Source organism: Bacillus cereus group sp. BfR-BA-01381, assembly GCF_022663555.1.
Taxonomy (GTDB): Bacteria; Bacillota; Bacilli; order Bacillales; family Bacillaceae_G; genus Bacillus_A; species Bacillus_A pacificus.
This window is the reverse complement of sequence record NZ_JAKUFR010000097.1, coordinates 1-16,567: the sequence shown is the minus strand read 5'-3', so window position 1 is coordinate 16,567 and position 16,567 is coordinate 1. Positions and strand designations below refer to the sequence as shown.

Below are 16,567 nucleotides of genomic sequence, written 5' to 3'. Positions count from 1 at the left end.
AAATTGTAAACGCAGGAAAAATTCATTTAGAGCCAATGGGCATTTATTCTAAGAAATATAAAAGCTTAAAAGATTTACCAGATGGCGGGACAGTGATTATGAGTAATAACGTAGCGGAGCGTGGCCGTATGCTAGCGCTGTTACAAAAAGGCGGCGTTATTAAATTAAAAGATGGAGTAGATGTTGTGAAAGCAACAGTAAAAGATGTTGTAGAAAATCCGAAAAACTTAAAGTTTAAAACAGATGTAGAGCCGGGTCTTTCACCGAAGTTATATGAAAATAATGAAGGTGATGCATTATTTATTAATTCAAACTATGCAATTGATGCAAAATTAAATCCAACAAAGGATGCGATTGCGATTGAAGGATCAGACTCTCCGTATGCAAATATTATTGCAGTTCGTAAAGGTGACGAGAAGAAAAAAGAAATTAAGGAGCTAGTAGAAGTACTGCATTCAAAAGAAATTCAAGATTTTATTAATAAAGAATATAAAGGTGCTGTACTTCCGGTAAGTGAATAAATATAAGGAAAGGGCTGGAAATTTACCAGTCCTTTTTTCTTTATATAAATAAGAAGAAAGGTGTATCATATAAGGATGCAAGTGAAATACTTATATACATTTGTGAAAAAATTGTTACTTTTTTTCATCGTTTGCGATATCATTTTATTTGATATAAAATTAGAATGAGAATAAAATGAGAATATGAACGTTTTAGGAATTTTTAAAATGTATATATAGGATTAATGGAGGTATTGAGATGGCTGGTTCTACATTAACGGTTAAAGACTTACACGTATCAATTGATGGCAAAGAAATTTTAAAAGGTGTAAACCTTGAAGTAAAAGGTGGAGAAATCCACGCAATTATGGGACCTAACGGAACAGGTAAATCAACTTTATCTTCTGCAATTATGGGTCACCCAAAATATGAAGTAACAGAAGGTAGCATCATCATCGACGGTGAAGATGTATTAGAAATGGAAGTAGACGAGCGCGCACAAGCAGGTCTATTCCTAGCAATGCAATATCCAAGTGAAATTAGCGGAGTAACAAACGCTGACTTCTTACGTTCTGCAATTAACGCACGTCGTGAAGAAGGCGATGAAATTTCTCTTATGAAATTTATCCGTACATTAGATAAAAACATGGAATTCCTAGAAATGGATCCAGAAATGGCACAACGTTACTTAAACGAAGGTTTCTCTGGTGGAGAGAAAAAACGTAACGAAATTCTTCAATTAATGATGATTGAGCCAAAAATCGCAATCTTAGACGAAATCGACTCAGGTCTTGATATCGATGCATTAAAAGTTGTATCTAAAGGTATTAACGAAATGCGCGGCGAAGACTTCGGTTGCCTAATGATTACGCATTACCAACGTTTATTAAACTACATCACTCCAGACTTCGTTCACGTTATGATGAACGGTCGTATCGTTAAATCTGGTGGCCCTGAGCTTGCACAACGTCTAGAAGCTGAAGGTTACGACTGGATTAAAAAAGAATTAGGTATTGAAGACGAAACAACAGAGCAAGAAGCGTAAGAGAGGAGCATAAACATGACAATCGGTACATTACCTTTCGATCAAGAAACAATCCGTCAACGCGCAAGCGAAGTAAACGAAGCAGCTTGGTTGACTGAGTTCCGCTTACAAGCTCTTGCACAAGCAACTGAACTTCCAATGCCAACTCCTGATAAAACGAAAATTGACAAATGGGACTTTATCGGAAAAGGCGACGCTGCTAAGCAAGAGCCTGTAAGTTCTTTAACAGAGCTTCCAGAAGCAGTGAAAAATTTAATCGATGAAAATAACAGCGTATTAGTGCAACGTACTGGTACAACTGCATTTGTTTCTTTAGCAGACGAAGCAAAAGAAAAAGGTGTTATTTTTACAGACATCGTAACAGCTGCAACTGAGCATGCTGAACTAGTACAAAAGTACTTAATGAAAGACGGCGTGAAGGTAGACGAGCATCGTCTAACTGCACTTCATGCTGCATTAATCAACGGCGGTGCATTTGTATATGTTCCGAAAAACGTTGTTCTTGAAACTCCACTTCAAGCTGTATTCTTAGTAGACGGCGAAGAAGCTAACGTATATAACCACGTATTATTCGTAGCTGATGCGAACAGTACTGCAACTTATGTAGAGAACTACGTTGCAAATGAAAATGCTAAAGGTATTGCAAATATCGTAGCAGAAGTAATCGTGGAACAAGGCGCACAAGTGAAATTCGGTGCGGTTGATCTATTAGCAAAAGACGTAACAACTTACGTTAACCGCCGCGGTATTGTTGGGCGCGACGGCCGTGTTGATTGGGCTCTAGGCCTTATGAATGACGGAAACACAATTTCAGAGAACGTTACAAACTTAATGGGCGACGGTTCATATGCTGATACGAAAACAGTAACAATTGGCCGTGGTAACCAAACACAAAACTTTACAACTAAAGTTGTTCACTTCGGTAAACACTCTGAAGGTTGGATTTTAAAACACGGTGTACAAAAAGATAGTGCAACATCTATCTTTAACGGAATTGGTAAGATTGAACACGGTGCATCTAAATCAAATGCACAACAATCTTCTCGCGTTCTTATGTTAGATGAGAAAGCACGCGGTGATGCAAACCCAATTCTTTTAATCGACGAAGATGATGTAATGGCAGGTCACGCAGCTTCAGTAGGTCGCGTAGATCCAACTCAACTATACTACTTAATGAGCCGTGGTATTCCAAAACGCGAAGCAGAACGTTTAGTCATCCATGGATTCTTAGCACCTGTAGTTAATGAGCTTCCAATTGAAGGAGTAAAGGCACAGCTTGTTGAGGTAATTGAAAGGAAAGTTCGCTAATGAATATTCATGAAATACGCAAACAGTTTCCAATTCTTGATCAAAAAGTGAACGGCAAACAACTTGTTTATTTCGATAGTGCAGCAACTTCTCAAAAACCAATTCAAGTCATTGAAACGTTAGAACGTTACTATAAAGAATATAACTCTAACGTGCATCGCGGTGTTCATACGCTCGGTACGAAAGCTACCGACGCGTATGAAGGTGCACGCGAGAAAGTTCGCAAGTTTATTAATGCGAAATCGATGGAAGAGATTATTTTCACGCGCGGAACGACAACTGCATTAAATACAGTAGCGGCTAGCTATGGTCTTGAAAATGTAAAAGAAGGCGATGAAATCGTTATTTCTTACATGGAGCACCATAGTAACATCATTCCGTGGCAGCAAGTTGCGAAGAAAACTGGCGCAACTTTAAAATATCTTCCGCTTCAACCAGATGGGACAATTTCAATAGAAGATGCTCGTCAAACAATTACACCGAATACAAAAATCGTTTCTATCATGTATGTTTCTAACGTACTTGGAACGATTAACCCTGTAAAAGAAATCGGAGCAATCGCACATGAGAATGGCGCAATTATGGTCGTTGACGGTGCACAAAGTACACCTCATATGAAAGTAGATGTACAAGATTTAAACTGTGATTTCTACGCATTATCTGCTCATAAGATGTGCGGACCTACAGGTATCGGCGTATTATATGGTAAGAAAGAATTGCTAAACAATATGGAGCCAATTGAATTTGGCGGTGAAATGATTGATTTCGTAGATTTACAAGAATCTACTTGGAAAGAGCTTCCGTGGAAGTTTGAAGCAGGTACACCGATTATCGGTAATGCAATCGGACTTGGTGCGGCAATTGATTTCCTAGAAGAAATCGGTCTTGATAATATTGAAAAGCATGAGCATGAATTAGCGCAATATGCTTTAGAAAGACTATCAGAAGTAGATGGCGTTACAATTTATGGTCCAAAGCATCGCGCTGGTCTTGTTACATTTAATATTGAAGACGTACATCCTCACGATGTAGCGACAGTATTAGATGTAGAAGGCATTGCAGTTCGCGCAGGACACCACTGTGCACAACCGCTTATGAAGTGGCTGAAAGCTTCTTCAACAGCACGTGCGAGCTTCTATTTATATAATACAAAAGAAGAAATTGATACATTTGTTGAATCGCTAATCAAGACAAAGGAGTATTTCACAAATGTCATTTAATAATTTAGATACGTTATATCGTCAAGTTATTATGGATCATTACAAAAATCCTCGTAACCATGGCGTGCTAGAAGATAGTGTTACAGTGAACTTGAACAATCCAACTTGCGGCGATCGTATTCAACTTACGATGAAAGTAGAAGAAGGTATTGTGCAAGAAGCGAAGTTTGAAGGAGAAGGATGTTCTATCTCAATGTCTTCAGCTTCAATGATGACACAAGCAGTAAAAGGTAAGAAAATTGAAGAGGCACTTCAGCTTTCTAAAATTTTCTCTGACATGATGCTAGGAAAAGAGTACGATGACAGCATCGATTTAGGAGATATTGAAGCATTACAAGGCGTATGCAAGTTCCCTGCACGTATTAAATGTGCAACATTAGCGTGGAAAGCGTTAGAAAAGGGCTTAAACGAAGATAAGTAATGTTAAAGGTTCCTAAAAACGAGGTTATCTAAGGAGGGACACACCAACATGGCGAAGCAACTGCCAGATATCGGCGATTATAAATATGGTTTCAAAGACAAAGACGTTTCGATTTTCCGTGCTGGACGCGGTTTAACAAAAGAGATCGTTGAAGAGATTTCACGTATGAAAGAAGAACCACAGTGGATGTTAGACTTCCGTTTAAAATCACTGGATAAGTTCTATGAAATGCCAATGCCACAATGGGGCGGCGACTTAAACGACTTAGATTTCGATGAAATTACGTACTACGTAAAACCATCTGAGAAATCTGAGAAGTCTTGGGATGAAGTACCTGATGAAATTAAAGCGACATTTGATAAATTAGGTATTCCAGAAGCTGAGCAAAAATATTTAGCTGGTGTATCTGCACAGTACGAATCTGAAGTTGTATACCACAACATGAAAGAAGACCTAGAAGCTCTAGGAATCGTCTTCAAAGATACAGATAGCGCATTAAAAGAGAACGAAGATATTTTCCGTGAGCATTTCGGAAAAGTAATTCCACCAACAGATAACAAATTCTCTGCATTAAACTCTGCAGTTTGGTCTGGTGGATCATTCATCTACGTTCCAAAAGGTGTTAAAGTTGATACACCACTTCAAGCGTATTTCCGTATTAACTCTGAAAATATGGGACAATTCGAGCGTACGCTTATCATCGTAGACGAAGGCGCACACGTACACTACGTAGAAGGTTGTACAGCACCTGTTTACACGACTAACTCACTTCACAGTGCGGTAGTAGAAATCATCATTAAGAAAGATGCATATTGCCGTTATACAACAATCCAAAACTGGGCGAACAACGTATACAACCTAGTTACAAAACGTGCGGTTTGTGAAGAAAACGCAACGATGGAATGGATTGACGGTAACATCGGATCTAAATTAACGATGAAATACCCAGCAGTTATCTTAAAAGGCGAAGGCGCTCGTGGTTTAACATTATCTATCGCGATTGCTGGTAAAGGCCAACACCAAGATGCTGGTGCAAAAATGATTCACTTAGCACCAAACACGTCTTCAACAATCGTTTCTAAATCGATTGCGAAGCATGGTGGTAAAGTAACTTACCGTGGTATCGTACACTTCGGACCAAAAGCGAAAAACTCTCGCTCTAACATCGAGTGTGACACGTTAATCATGGATAACCAATCTACATCTGATACAATTCCTTACAACGAAATCAAAAACGATTACGTTTCACTTGAGCACGAAGCGAAAGTATCAAAAGTATCAGAAGAACAATTATTCTACCTAATGAGCCGCGGTATTTCTGAGCAAGAAGCTACAGAAATGATCGTAATGGGCTTCATCGAGCCATTCACTCGCGAACTTCCAATGGAATACGCAGTTGAGATGAACCGCCTAATCAAGTTTGAGATGGAAGGTTCTATCGGTTAATATATGTATGAAGAAAGCGCCCTGCTGTGCAGGGCGCTTTTTTATTGTGTGAGCTTGGCTTGGGGTGGGGTTAGCCGAGATACCCAGGCGGGTTTCTGGCTAAATATATCAGCGATTTTTCAAATATATCGACCATAACTCGGAATATATCGGCGATTATTTCAATATATTGACGATTCGACAAGGAATATCGACTTATCAACAAATTACGACAGGAAGAACAGGCCGTATACCCCGAACCTAAATCGTATCCACCTTATCCACAGATTTAACACGGTCCCAAATATACTTCATCCCAACAAAAGAACCATACCCAATTAAAGCTCCTAGCATATTGAGTATGATGTCATCAATATCGAAAACACCAGTAAAGGTAAGGAGTTGTAACGATTCAATTAATAAAATAAACTTAATAAAAATTTTGGATGCTATTTTTACATTGTTAATTTGTTTAAATAATAAAGGTAGCAGGAATCCGAATGGGATGAATATGATGACGTTTCCTAATGTATTCATAAGTACGATGTCTAGATTATAAGAATCAAATTCAGTTAAATAGCGGATTGTACTTTTGAAAGGAACTAAGTTTATTAACCCACCGTGTATAGCATGCCAGTCACCTGTTTCAAAGAAGTACTTCAGATTACCAAAGTAAAAAGCTGACCTCCCGAGCAATAGTTTAAATAATAAAACAAATGAATAGGGTAAAAACAATCCCCAACCAATCCACTGTACATATTTTTGCGTAGAAGATTGCATCGCTTTTTCAATTTCGGTTCCTAAAGTTGAGGCTTCTCCAAAATTTTGAATGGCTAATGCAGTAGCTTCTTCTTCAGGTTTTCCTTGATCGAGAAATTCTTGTTTTAAACTTGTAAGATGATCGTAAATTTCGAAGTATAGTTCGTCTTTATCAGATTGGGATAGGTTTGTTTTTTGAATGATACTCTTTATGTATTTTTCAATCGTCATTAATTTAAAGCTCCTTTCTGACAAGTTTTAATAAGAGCTGTAACTGAATCCCACGCTGTTAGTTTTTCTTCTAAAATTTTCTTTCCGTTCGTAGTAATGCGATAAAATTTTCGTTTCATACCCGTTTCAGATTCACCCCAGTAGGAATTGATTAAATCCTTTTGCTCCAGACGTTTGAGTGCTGGATAGAGTGTACCTTGGCTCATTGTGTATAAATCATTGCTGTTTTCTTTTAGCTTTTGAATAATTTCATATCCGTACGTATCGTGCTGTTTAATGATGGAGAGAAGTAAAATATCAATACTTCCTTTTAATATCTCTTTATCCATTTTATGGTTCACCACCTTATAATGAGATTGTAACACGACATATGTCGTGTTACAAGGTATATGTGCATGAATATACCCCTGCTAGTATACATTGAAATATATCAGCGATTTTTCAAATATATCGACGATAACTCCGAATATATCAGCGATTATTTCAATATATCGGCGATTCGACAAGGGATATCGACTTATCAACAAATTACGACATAGCAGAGCGGGCGTATACCCCTCAATATTTAGATGATATGCATGAAGTGGCCGAATGGAAGTAGTTGAGGCTAAGATACTGACAAACCCCACAAGGAACCCACCAAACTCCTCGTAAAACAATCAACAAACTTTCTGATAAATCCCCCCCGTTCTACCAACGAATCCAACAACTAAAAAAAGAAAGTTTCTCATATGAAAAAGGGCAATCTTTTGCTTTTTCTCACAATGCGAGTACAATGTAAAATAGCAAGAAAAGACGAAAAGTATTTACAGGATTATTGCGTACGCATAGCGTAAATGGCAGTAAGGAACTGAGAGGAGGTTTTTTCTCTGAATATAAATAAAGAAACAATTATCCACCTTTATCATACAAACGATATACATAGTCACTTTGAAAATTGGCCGCAAATTTCTCGGTTTGTACAAGGAGAGAAAAAGCGAAGACAGGAAGCGGGAGAGACCGTTTTGACTGTAGATATCGGCGATCATGTGGATCGTTTTCATAGTATTTCGGAAGCGACGAATGGACTTGGCAATACGAAGCTTTTAAATGAGGCGTTATATGATTATGTAACGATCGGAAACAATGAAGGAATTACGTTAGCGAAGGAGCATTTGAATCGTCTATATGATGATGCTGGATTTGAGGTGCTTGTCGCGAATTTATTTGAAAAAGAAGGGGTACGTCCAGAGTGGGCAAAGCCTTATAAATTACATACAACGACAGATGGGATTACGATTGCTTTTATCGGATTAACGGTTGCGTATCCAGAGTTTTATCAAATGTTAGATTGGCATATTGAAGATCCAATCGAGCATTTAGAGTCTATTTTAGAAGAAGTGAGAGATGAGGCTCATATAACGGTTGTCCTTTCTCACCTTGGAAAAAGCATGGATGAGCATATGGCGGAGCATTATGATATAGATGTTATTTTAGGGGCACATACGCATCATTTATTTGAGCGTGGTGTTCTTATGAATAATACGTTACTTTGCTGTTGTGAGAAGTGGGGACGTTACGTTGGGCACGTTCAACTTACTGTGGATAAAGAGATGAAGAAGCTGTTGAAAAAGGATGGTAGAGCGATTAAGACTGAACGTTTAGGTGCTTATAGCAAACCGTTATCCACAATTGAAGCGCTGCAGGAAGAAAGTGAACATATTATGGAAGAGCCTGTCGTTCATTTAAAGGAATCATTACCGGTTAATTGGTTTCATGAGACAGCATTTTCGCACATGTTAGCAAATGCGCTGAAAAACTGGTGTGGTGCAGAGATTGGCATGGTGAACGCTGGTGTACTTCTTGAAGGATTAGAAGAAGGCGTTGTGACGCGCGGAGATATTCACAGAATTTGTCCACATCCCATTAATCCATGTTTATTGAAAGTGCCGGGGAAAACGTTACGAGAAGTGATATTGAAAGCACGTCGCCCGAATATGGAGAACCTTGAGGTAAAAGGATTCGGATTCCGCGGGAAAGTAATGGGAAAAATGATTTACGCTGGTGTAGAAGTCATTCCAGATACGATTCCTGGAAATAAAATTTTACTCGAAGATGTATTAATTAACGGGGAATCGCTGGAATTAGATCGTATATATACAGTAGGAACGATTGATATGTTTACATTCGGCTACTTATATCCAGAGCTATCCACACTTTCTGACAAACAATATTATATGCCAGAACTACTTAGAGATGTGTTAACAGACATGTTAATAACTTATACATCTTCCGTCAAACTATAGGCTAGTTAACTTGTAACACTCATTTTTCTCTTGTCATACAGATAAGAAAGAGAGGAGTGTGAACTATGGTTAATGTGGAGCCAATTATAATCGATAATTATACGTTTATTGCGGTTAGCGTCAAACTTCCAAAGACAAATTTGCTAGCTGTAATGAGCGATAAAGGATATATTATGTGCGGTGCATTAGATGTAGGTCTTTTAAATGAGAAGTTAGGGGATCGAGGTATTATTGCCGGCCGCGCGGTTGGTGTAAGAACGATTGAACAACTTCTTGAAGCGCCGCTAGAATCAGTAACGATTGAAGCTGAAGCTTTAGGTATTACGGCTGGCACAATCGGAAAAGAAGCATTATTAAAAATGAGATAAGCATATATCGTCCCTCCTTCTTGCATAGAAATGATATAAGAAGGAGGGTTTTGTATGAGTATATTTCGTTCGAAAAATTCGCGGTTTCGAAGGGGACCTATTTCCTTTCGGCACATACTGCTTATGTCGTTTATTCTTTTTGTCATATTACTCGTGCAAGGATTATGGATTGTGAATAGCAGCATTCAGCCGACATTAATGAAATATGGAGAAGTAGAGACACATAAAATGGCGACAGCGGTTATGACGAAGGCGGTAAAAGATAGGATCGATGAGGGATTCGATGTCGATTCATTAATGAAAGTACAAAATGATAAAAACGGGAAAGTGTCCACAATTAATTTAAATACGAAGCAAGTAAATGAAATCGTAACGTCAACGACCACATACATAGAAAAATATTTACAGCAAGTAGAACAAGGGAATTTGAAGGGGCTAGGTATTTCTGAAAAAAATGGGGCAACGATGGCAGTTCCGTTTGGCCGTGTAACAAATAATGCACTTCTTGGAAATATCGGACCCGACATTCCAATTGATTTCACAACGATTGGTCATGTAAATACGGATATTAAACAAAAAATTGAGCCGCACGGAATCAATACGACTGCGATTCAAATTATTATGGAGATGGAAGTGACGTTGCAAGTCATTATTCCATTTCATACGAAAGAAATAAAAGTAAAACAAGATGTTCCGATTGCGACGCGTATCGTTCAAGGGGAAGTGCCTACGTATTATGGAAGCGGAAGTGTTGTTGTACCTGATAAAAAGAAAACGGATAGTTAGTCGAATATAAAAAATAACCGTAGCAATGTGCTACGGTTATCGTTTTGTATTCGCGCGTTCTTTTCGCTCCCAAAGACTTAAATGCATGTATGGATCGAAAGCCCATTCTGTATAACCATTGTCTTTATACATACCGAAATGTAGGTGGGGCGGGAATTTTCCAGCTGTGCCGGGAGGTCCGTAACCGGTGCTACCAACAAATCCGATTACTTTTCCAGGCTCGACAATTTGCCCAAGCTGTATTTCTTTTGAGAATCCACCTAAATGAGCGTAATAATGGTAATTATTATGAAGGTCGCGAATGCCGATGCGCCATCCGCCAAGGCGGTTCCAGCCTTTTGTTTCAATAATGCCATAGCAAGTGGATCTTACTGGTACGCCATAGCCTGCAAAAATATCAGTTCCTTCATGAACTCTTCGTCCTCCAAAACTTCTTCCAGCGCCGAAAGTACTACGGTAGCTATGGTCACTGCGAATAGGGAGAGGAAACGCATTTCCTTCTAAATTAATACGTCCATAATGTTTATAAATTTGGGCGTATTCGGTGATTAAATCAACTGTTTTTGCACGTCTATAATATTCCCAGAGCATGATTTTAATACGTTCTTCTGACGTTCCTTGTTTCTTTAAAATCGTTGCTGCTGTATGCAAAAGATCACGGTCGTTATTTGCATTTGCAAATCCATCTTTGTCACCATCTAAACCTAACCCGCCAAATAGAGCAATTGTATGGGGGAGAGTGTCGTTACCATTAACAGGTCCAGCCCATATTTCTGGTTTGAAATAAAGGGAAATGATGGCATCTGGTTTTTTCGGAATATCTTTTCTTACGCTCCGTATATTTCTTTCGTATTGATCCATTGCAGCTAAGTAATACCACGGAATGCCTGAAGATTGCTCGGTTTCTTTATATAGTGCCATGCGCTTTTCGTATATGCTTTGCTGATTATCTTCACCGTAAGCGATGTTTTGGTGGAGAAGAAAGCAAATCGAAAGCAAAAGAGAAATTTTTCGAAGCATGAAATAGACTCCTTTCACATCATCACTCTTTTTAGTGTGGGATATACGGAGTATTTCATTATAGGGAACGATTGGAAAAAATCTTAGAATCTTCATTTGAGCAAATCGCTTTCATACGTTAGAATAGATATGTTACATTGAAAGAAGCGAACACGGTAAACTATTTCATATTGTGCGGAGTTGATAACCATGACAAAACAAACAGAATATAAGCGCAAGCCCGAATGGTTGAAAATTAAGTTAAACACGAATGAAAACTATACAGGCTTAAAGAAAATGATGCGTTCTAAAAATCTTCATACAGTTTGTGAGGAAGCAAAATGTCCGAATATTCATGAATGCTGGGCTGTAAGAAAAACAGCAACATTTATGATTTTAGGTGCGGTTTGTACACGTGCTTGTCGTTTTTGTGCGGTTAAAACAGGCTTACCAACTGAGCTTGATTTACAAGAGCCAGAACGCGTAGCAGATTCTGTAGTACAAATGGGCTTAAAGCACGTTGTTATAACAGCGGTTGCACGTGATGATTTAAAAGACGGGGGAGCAGCTGTTTTTGCTGAAACAGTACGCGCTGTACGTCGTAAAAATCCGTTTACGTCAATCGAAGTATTACCATCTGATATGGGTGGAGTAGAAGAAAACTTAAAAATGTTAATGGATGCAAAACCAGATATTTTAAACCATAACATTGAAACAGTACGTCGATTATCTGACCGAGTTCGCGCTAGAGCAAAATATGATCGTTCATTAGAGTTTTTACGTCGAGCAAAAGAAATGCAGCCTGATATTCCAACTAAATCGAGCATTATGGTGGGCTTAGGTGAAACGAGAGAAGATTTAATTGAAGCAATGGATGACTTACGTGCAAACAATGTGGATATTTTAACTCTTGGACAATACCTACAACCATCTAAGAAGCATTTACCAGTTCTTAAATATTACCCACCAGCAGAATTTGCAGAGCTGAAAGAAATTGCACTTAGCAAAGGCTTTAGCCACTGTGAAGCTGGCCCACTTGTGCGTTCTTCTTACCATGCGGACGAGCAAGTTCGTTCTGCGAAAGAAAAAACAGCAGAAGCAAAATAATGAAAAAAGGGAGCTAATGATTAGCTCTCTTTTTGTTTGTACTCCAAAACAGTATTTGAACATGTTAATAAAATCTTTTTTAATTCTTCTGTGGATAATTCAATTGTAAATTCAGGTACACCAGGTGTAATTAAAATTTTATCGTACGTATAAATAGCGTTATCCACAATAATTGTTACATCGTGTGAATACCCGAAAGGAGCTACACATCCCGGCATACAACCAGTTTTGTCTCGCAGTTCATCAGGAGAACAGAGAGATAAGCGTTCTCCTGTTAGTTCTTTCATCTCTCCGCGGTTAAGCCTTGTGCCCTCTAACGTGAAAAATACGTAATAATCTCCAGCCTTTGATTTTAAAAATAAGCTTTTACTTGGAGTGCCTTGTAAGCCAAGCCTCTCGCGTACGATCCGATCTGTCTCATAATCGAGTACCGGTTCGTGTTCGAATTTTTCATAAGAAACATTTGTTTTATGTAGTAAAGCAAGTACATCTTCGTACATATGGAGTGATACCCCTTTCTATTATTAGTACAGTTTCTTCTCGTGGCGTCAACTGAATGTGTTGGAAAGAGATATTACTTGGACGGTGCTTTCCATAATCGTTTTAGGCTACATTGTTCATCAATTGTAATTTCGTACATATCAGGATTCGTTAAAGCTCTCCATTCATGAAAGCCGATCGTATGATCAAAGTGCTTTAAAATGAGCGTAAGTAAGTTTCCATGTGTAACGAGTAATATTGTAGTATGGTTTAATTTTAAAACGTCTTCGATAAGCGATATAGCACGGTCCGTTGCTTGTTTTGTTGACTCTCCGCCTGAAAAGGCAATATCTATATTTGTAAAAGTAGATTCTAGTTTTTGCATCCAATCGTCCATTGGAACGTCGCTTAATATGCGTTCAGCTAATCGTTCATCTTCTTGGATAGACAAATTAGCTTGGAGTGCATAGGGCCGAATAGAATCGATAGCTCGCACAAATGGGCTTGAAATAATATGATCTATTTGTAGTTGGTTTTCTAAGAGGAATGTAGCAAGGGTGTTTGCTTGTTTTTTTCCATCGGTCGTTAATTCGGCATCACGTTCTTGGCCAATTGCTGAACAATGTCGTACTACAATAATTTTCTTCATAATTCATCCCCATCTTTCAAGTTGACGCTATATACTTCGACAAATGCGAAAAAAATCCCTTTTTATTGGAAAGCGCATAGTGATTTATATATGTGGAAAAGTAATGTGGATAATGAAAATTGAGGTGCCAGTATGAAAAAAATGATATGCATCGTATTCATGATGTGTTTTCTGACGCAAATGTCCACAACATATGCACAATCCAATCAAAAGTTAGATTATCCAAGTAATCGAAATAAGCCATTTGTGAGCGAAGATGTGTTTTACGAACAGTTAGATAAGAAAATGTATAAAGAATACAATAATGCAGCGTATAGTGTTCGTAAAAAAATTTCATTTAAAGAAGTGGCTGATGAGGAGTTTATTTTTAGGCAAAAAACAAATGCTGACTGCCACAGTAAAATGACGATGGACGGTTCTTTTGTCCACCCTGATCGCCAAGTTTATTTTTTCGCTTCCTTTTCTCAAAATGAAGTAGAAGAGTTACACAAGTACATCGTTATAGATGCAGAAACAAAGAAGGAGCTGCAAAGTGGCAAAAGTTATCATCACTATGATAATCCATATAAAAAATAACCCACCAATTGGCGGGTTATTTTTTATTCCGGCACACTCATTAATTTCTCTTTCATTTTACGAATAAGAATGATAGCACCAATTGTGAAGAGAAGGGTGATTCCTTCTGCAACAAAGATGTTAATTGTTTTCGTTTGGTAAAGTGCCGCGAAGAAGTCTACAAGTGCGTGGAATAGTATAGCGTACACAAGGAAGATATACTTCTTCTGTTTTACTGCGTATAAAACAAGCATTGTAAAGGCGATTTGCAGCACGAGTGCCATAATTCTTTCTAGGCTACCAAGGAAATATAAGTAGGCTGGTTGCTGGATTAACATGTCCTGTAGGCGACTTAGTTCCGGCATTTTTTCGACCATATGGGCGAAGCTACCGTTGTTAATTGAATTCGCAAATATAAGTGCTTGGAATGCAGAGAATCCGCCAACTAAAATGGATTCTATCCCGCCGTGACCTATTCCGTAAGCAAAGCCATCTTTATATTCTTGATATTTTTTTAGTAGGAAGAAGAAGGCAACGAAGCGTCCTAATTCTTCAAAAATACCAGCAGTGAGTCCGCCATAGAGTGCGAAGACAAATGGATTTTCTAAAATTGGAGCGATTGCTGGATTACCGCGCATAAATAGGTGGAATGGTGTTTCGAGAATTTGGGTAAATCCGATAAAGATAAGAACACCAACGCCGACCACTTTCCAATTTATATTATATTTTTTACGGAAATAAACGAGTACAATAATTGGAACCAGAATCGAGACAATGAGTTGAAAGATGATGCTGGCAATTACAGTATTTGAAACCATACTTTCACCGCTTTCTAATATATGTACATATCTATTATGCATGAAATATAGGAGAGATGAAACTTTTTAAGATAAAATGAATTTACTTATTGACTCTAACGTTGCGTCATACTTTATCGTATGTATTAAGGGGGAGATACACATGACAATGAAGGTAAAAGAAGTAGCTAATTTAGTTGGAATTAGTGTGCGCACACTGCATCATTACGATGAAATTGGGTTGTTAACCCCAGACGAGACGACAGAGTCTGGATATCGTTTGTATTCCAATGAAAATTTAGAGACATTGCAGCAAATTTTATTTTTTAAAGAACTAGGCTTCCCTTTGAAGAAAATTAAAGACATTATCATGAGTCCATCATTTGACCGGAAAGAGGCACTGCAGCTTCATAAAAAAATGCTTCTTGAAAAGCGTGCTCGGTTAGATAAAGTGATTGCGACGATTGATAAGACAATTCAGCATACAAAAGGAGAGATTGAAATGACGAATAAAGAGAAATTTGAAGGCTTCGATTTCAGCCATAATCCGTACGAAGAAGAAGCGCGTGAAAGATGGGGAGACGCAGCTGTAGATAAAGCGAATGAATATGCGAAAGGTATGTCAAAAGATAATCAAGAAGAGTTTAATACGATTTACAGAAATTTAGCGGCGCTTAGACATGGTGCACCAGATTCTAAAGAGGCACAAGAAGCAATTGGAGTATGGTACAATTACTTGCAAAAATTCGGTGAATATTCATTAGATGCTTTTAAAGGACTTGGTCAAATGTACGTCGCTGATGAGCGCTTTACGAAAAATATCGATAAATTTGGTGAAGGATTAGCTCAGTTTATGTGTGATGCGATGGAGGTTTACGCAAATCGTAAGAAATAGTAAAAAAATAAAGAAGATGGAGGTTTTCTCCACCTTCTTTATTTTTTAATCATATCATTCAAAGTCTGATCCCCCGTATTGTTCAAATGAGGATTTTTACTCATTTCACGTTTTAACATATCGAGGCTCTGTGTATATTCTGTATCATTTAAGGCACCAGATTGAAGGCCTTGAATTTGAGAAATCAACTTTTGGTCTGTTGATACATATGCTTTATAATAGCGAGGGACGATGGACAAAGCAGCTCTATATACTTGATCCGCTACGAGTTTTGGATCTGTTGTGTTTGCACGGTATACAACAAATACTTCATCATCGGTAACGAGTGTAGCAGCATTTGTAACGTCAGGAAGTTTGACTGTCATACTTGTAATCATTTCAGCGACTTTCTCACGGTTAATGGCTCCTACTTGTTTGTTAGATACTTCATGCTTTTGTTTAGATGAATAGCCGACTCTTGTAAGCCGTGTATTTGTATTTTCCGTATGATACATGTCGTTTTTATTGGAAACAAGAACACGACTTCCTTCTTCACGTTCCATTTCGGCTTTATTCGTTGATTGGCAGCCTGCAAATAAGGAAAGAGTGAGAAGAGAAAGGATAATTTGTTTTTTCACGATGTATCACCTCCTTCTCCATAGCATGCACTAATTTTCAATTTTTTGTATTTGAAATTGTTGGTTGGTATGCTTTGTGATACGATAAAAAGAAGAATGCTTAGAGAGGAAGTTAATGAT

18 protein-coding genes and 1 pseudogene are annotated in these 16,567 nt (G+C 38.1%); 12 read left to right on the top strand and 7 right to left on the bottom strand.

Annotated elements, in window-relative coordinates; all coding sequences use genetic code 11:
- The 6 genes and pseudogenes from metQ to sufB form a co-directional block, all read left to right on the top strand.
- Nucleotides 1–521: pseudogene (gene metQ, locus MR079_RS23890) on the top strand (methionine ABC transporter substrate-binding lipoprotein MetQ); the annotation flags it as partial.
- 238 nt (nucleotides 522–759) lie between these two features.
- Nucleotides 760–1,545, top strand: a complete 786-nt coding sequence (sufC, locus tag MR079_RS23885; RefSeq protein ID WP_061129185.1) for a Fe-S cluster assembly ATPase SufC — start codon at nucleotides 760–762, stop codon at nucleotides 1,543–1,545.
- A 15-nt stretch (nucleotides 1,546–1,560) separates the two neighbouring features.
- Complete coding sequence (sufD, locus tag MR079_RS23880; protein ID WP_000152165.1) at nucleotides 1,561–2,853, top strand: Fe-S cluster assembly protein SufD; 1,293 nt, start codon at nucleotides 1,561–1,563, stop codon at nucleotides 2,851–2,853.
- Nucleotides 2,853–4,073, top strand: coding sequence for a cysteine desulfurase SufS (gene sufS, locus MR079_RS23875; RefSeq protein ID WP_001020761.1), 1,221 nt, complete (start codon nucleotides 2,853–2,855; stop codon nucleotides 4,071–4,073). The genes sufD and sufS overlap by 1 nt, the downstream gene beginning before the upstream one ends.
- Nucleotides 4,063–4,494 (top strand): Fe-S cluster assembly sulfur transfer protein SufU, encoded by a 432-nt coding sequence (gene sufU / locus MR079_RS23870; protein WP_000009523.1) that lies wholly within the window; start codon nucleotides 4,063–4,065, stop codon nucleotides 4,492–4,494. Before sufS ends, sufU begins: the two co-directional genes overlap by 11 nt.
- Before the next feature lie 48 nt (nucleotides 4,495–4,542).
- Nucleotides 4,543–5,940, top strand: coding sequence for a Fe-S cluster assembly protein SufB (gene sufB / locus MR079_RS23865; protein ID WP_001118827.1), 1,398 nt, complete (start codon nucleotides 4,543–4,545; stop codon nucleotides 5,938–5,940).
- A 240-nt stretch (nucleotides 5,941–6,180) separates the two neighbouring features.
- Here sufB and MR079_RS23860 read toward each other — a convergent pair whose 3' ends face one another.
- Together MR079_RS23860 and MR079_RS23855 are read right to left on the bottom strand one after the other, a co-directional pair.
- The gene (locus MR079_RS23860) at nucleotides 6,181–6,909 is read right to left on the bottom strand and encodes a VanZ family protein (protein WP_139868227.1); all 729 of its coding nucleotides are present in this window, start codon (nucleotides 6,907–6,909) and stop codon (nucleotides 6,181–6,183) included.
- Nucleotides 6,909–7,238, bottom strand: coding sequence for a PadR family transcriptional regulator (locus MR079_RS23855; RefSeq protein ID WP_000356633.1), 330 nt, complete (start codon nucleotides 7,236–7,238; stop codon nucleotides 6,909–6,911). Before MR079_RS23855 ends, MR079_RS23860 begins: the two co-directional genes overlap by 1 nt.
- A 540-nt stretch (nucleotides 7,239–7,778) precedes the next feature.
- Between MR079_RS23855 and MR079_RS23850 the strand changes: the two genes are divergently transcribed.
- The 3 genes from MR079_RS23850 to yunB all read left to right on the top strand — a co-directional run bounded on the left by MR079_RS23850 (nucleotide 7,779) and on the right by yunB (nucleotide 10,348).
- Nucleotides 7,779–9,194 (top strand): bifunctional metallophosphatase/5'-nucleotidase, encoded by a 1,416-nt coding sequence (locus tag MR079_RS23850; protein ID WP_277933158.1) that lies wholly within the window; start codon nucleotides 7,779–7,781, stop codon nucleotides 9,192–9,194.
- 65 nt (nucleotides 9,195–9,259) lie between these two features.
- Entirely contained in the window at nucleotides 9,260–9,562 is a 303-nt protein-coding gene (locus tag MR079_RS23845; protein ID WP_000248463.1) for a YunC family protein, read from the top strand.
- 54 nt (nucleotides 9,563–9,616) lie between these two features.
- Nucleotides 9,617–10,348, top strand: coding sequence for a sporulation protein YunB (gene yunB / locus MR079_RS23840; RefSeq protein WP_000021810.1), 732 nt, complete (start codon nucleotides 9,617–9,619; stop codon nucleotides 10,346–10,348).
- Nucleotides 10,349–10,384: 36 nt separating this feature from the next.
- On the opposite strand, the gene MR079_RS23835 is transcribed toward yunB, so the two are convergent.
- A complete protein-coding gene (locus tag MR079_RS23835; RefSeq protein ID WP_000944673.1) occupies nucleotides 10,385–11,368 on the bottom strand; it encodes a M23 family metallopeptidase in 984 nt (327 codons plus the stop codon).
- Nucleotides 11,369–11,557: 189 nt separating this feature from the next.
- Here MR079_RS23835 and lipA point away from each other — a divergent pair, with 189 nt between their 5' ends.
- Entirely contained in the window at nucleotides 11,558–12,454 is an 897-nt protein-coding gene (gene lipA, locus MR079_RS23830) for a lipoyl synthase (protein WP_000166369.1), read from the top strand.
- Nucleotides 12,455–12,474: 20 nt separating this feature from the next.
- On the opposite strand, the gene MR079_RS23825 is transcribed toward lipA, so the two are convergent.
- Both MR079_RS23825 and MR079_RS23820 read right to left on the bottom strand, forming a co-directional pair.
- Nucleotides 12,475–12,954: a YbaK/EbsC family protein gene (locus tag MR079_RS23825; RefSeq protein ID WP_139868221.1), complete on the bottom strand. Its 480-nt coding sequence runs from the start codon at nucleotides 12,952–12,954 to the stop codon at nucleotides 12,475–12,477.
- Nucleotides 12,955–13,028: 74 nt separating this feature from the next.
- A complete protein-coding gene (locus tag MR079_RS23820) occupies nucleotides 13,029–13,583 on the bottom strand; it encodes a histidine phosphatase family protein (protein ID WP_139868219.1) in 555 nt (184 codons plus the stop codon).
- Nucleotides 13,584–13,715: 132 nt separating this feature from the next.
- On the opposite strand from MR079_RS23820, the gene MR079_RS23815 reads away from it, so the two are divergent.
- On the top strand, nucleotides 13,716–14,159 hold the full coding sequence (locus MR079_RS23815) for a hypothetical protein (protein WP_139868217.1): 444 nt from the start codon (nucleotides 13,716–13,718) through the stop codon (nucleotides 14,157–14,159).
- Nucleotides 14,160–14,182: 23 nt separating this feature from the next.
- Here MR079_RS23815 and MR079_RS23810 read toward each other — a convergent pair whose 3' ends face one another.
- Nucleotides 14,183–14,998, bottom strand: coding sequence for a YhfC family intramembrane metalloprotease (locus MR079_RS23810; protein ID WP_139868215.1), 816 nt, complete (start codon nucleotides 14,996–14,998; stop codon nucleotides 14,183–14,185).
- A 100-nt stretch (nucleotides 14,999–15,098) separates the two neighbouring features.
- Between MR079_RS23810 and MR079_RS23805 the strand changes: the two genes are divergently transcribed.
- Nucleotides 15,099–15,830 carry a MerR family transcriptional regulator gene (locus tag MR079_RS23805; protein WP_242294771.1) on the top strand — a complete coding sequence of 244 codons (732 nt, stop codon included), beginning with the start codon at nucleotides 15,099–15,101 and terminating at the stop codon, nucleotides 15,828–15,830.
- 38 nt (nucleotides 15,831–15,868) lie between these two features.
- Here MR079_RS23805 and MR079_RS23800 read toward each other — a convergent pair whose 3' ends face one another.
- On the bottom strand, nucleotides 15,869–16,447 hold the full coding sequence (locus MR079_RS23800) for a YhcN/YlaJ family sporulation lipoprotein (RefSeq protein ID WP_000744038.1): 579 nt from the start codon (nucleotides 16,445–16,447) through the stop codon (nucleotides 15,869–15,871).
- Between the last annotated feature and the right edge of the window lie 120 nt (nucleotides 16,448–16,567).

Bases quoted from the DNA above. Each gene is read 5' to 3' on its own strand.
- MR079_RS23820 (WP_139868219.1), bottom strand. From the start codon at position 13,583: ATGAAGAAAATTATTGTAGTACGACATTGTTCAGCAATTGGCCAAGAA.
- MR079_RS23845 (WP_000248463.1), top strand. From the start codon at position 9,260: ATGGTTAATGTGGAGCCAATTATAATCGATAATTATACGTTTATTGCG.
- lipA (WP_000166369.1), top strand. From the start codon at position 11,558: ATGACAAAACAAACAGAATATAAGCGCAAGCCCGAATGGTTGAAAATT.
- MR079_RS23825 (WP_139868221.1), bottom strand. From the start codon at position 12,954: ATGTACGAAGATGTACTTGCTTTACTACATAAAACAAATGTTTCTTAT.
- MR079_RS23860 (WP_139868227.1), bottom strand. From the start codon at position 6,909: ATGACGATTGAAAAATACATAAAGAGTATCATTCAAAAAACAAACCTA.
- sufS (WP_001020761.1), top strand. From the start codon at position 2,853: ATGAATATTCATGAAATACGCAAACAGTTTCCAATTCTTGATCAAAAA.
- sufC (WP_061129185.1), top strand. From the start codon at position 760: ATGGCTGGTTCTACATTAACGGTTAAAGACTTACACGTATCAATTGAT.
- sufU (WP_000009523.1), top strand. From the start codon at position 4,063: ATGTCATTTAATAATTTAGATACGTTATATCGTCAAGTTATTATGGAT.
- MR079_RS23855 (WP_000356633.1), bottom strand. From the start codon at position 7,238: ATGGATAAAGAGATATTAAAAGGAAGTATTGATATTTTACTTCTCTCC.
- sufB (WP_001118827.1), top strand. From the start codon at position 4,543: ATGGCGAAGCAACTGCCAGATATCGGCGATTATAAATATGGTTTCAAA.
- MR079_RS23810 (WP_139868215.1), bottom strand. From the start codon at position 14,998: ATGCATAATAGATATGTACATATATTAGAAAGCGGTGAAAGTATGGTT.
- MR079_RS23815 (WP_139868217.1), top strand. From the start codon at position 13,716: ATGAAAAAAATGATATGCATCGTATTCATGATGTGTTTTCTGACGCAA.
- sufD (WP_000152165.1), top strand. From the start codon at position 1,561: ATGACAATCGGTACATTACCTTTCGATCAAGAAACAATCCGTCAACGC.
- MR079_RS23805 (WP_242294771.1), top strand. From the start codon at position 15,099: ATGACAATGAAGGTAAAAGAAGTAGCTAATTTAGTTGGAATTAGTGTG.
- MR079_RS23835 (WP_000944673.1), bottom strand. From the start codon at position 11,368: ATGCTTCGAAAAATTTCTCTTTTGCTTTCGATTTGCTTTCTTCTCCAC.
- yunB (WP_000021810.1), top strand. From the start codon at position 9,617: ATGAGTATATTTCGTTCGAAAAATTCGCGGTTTCGAAGGGGACCTATT.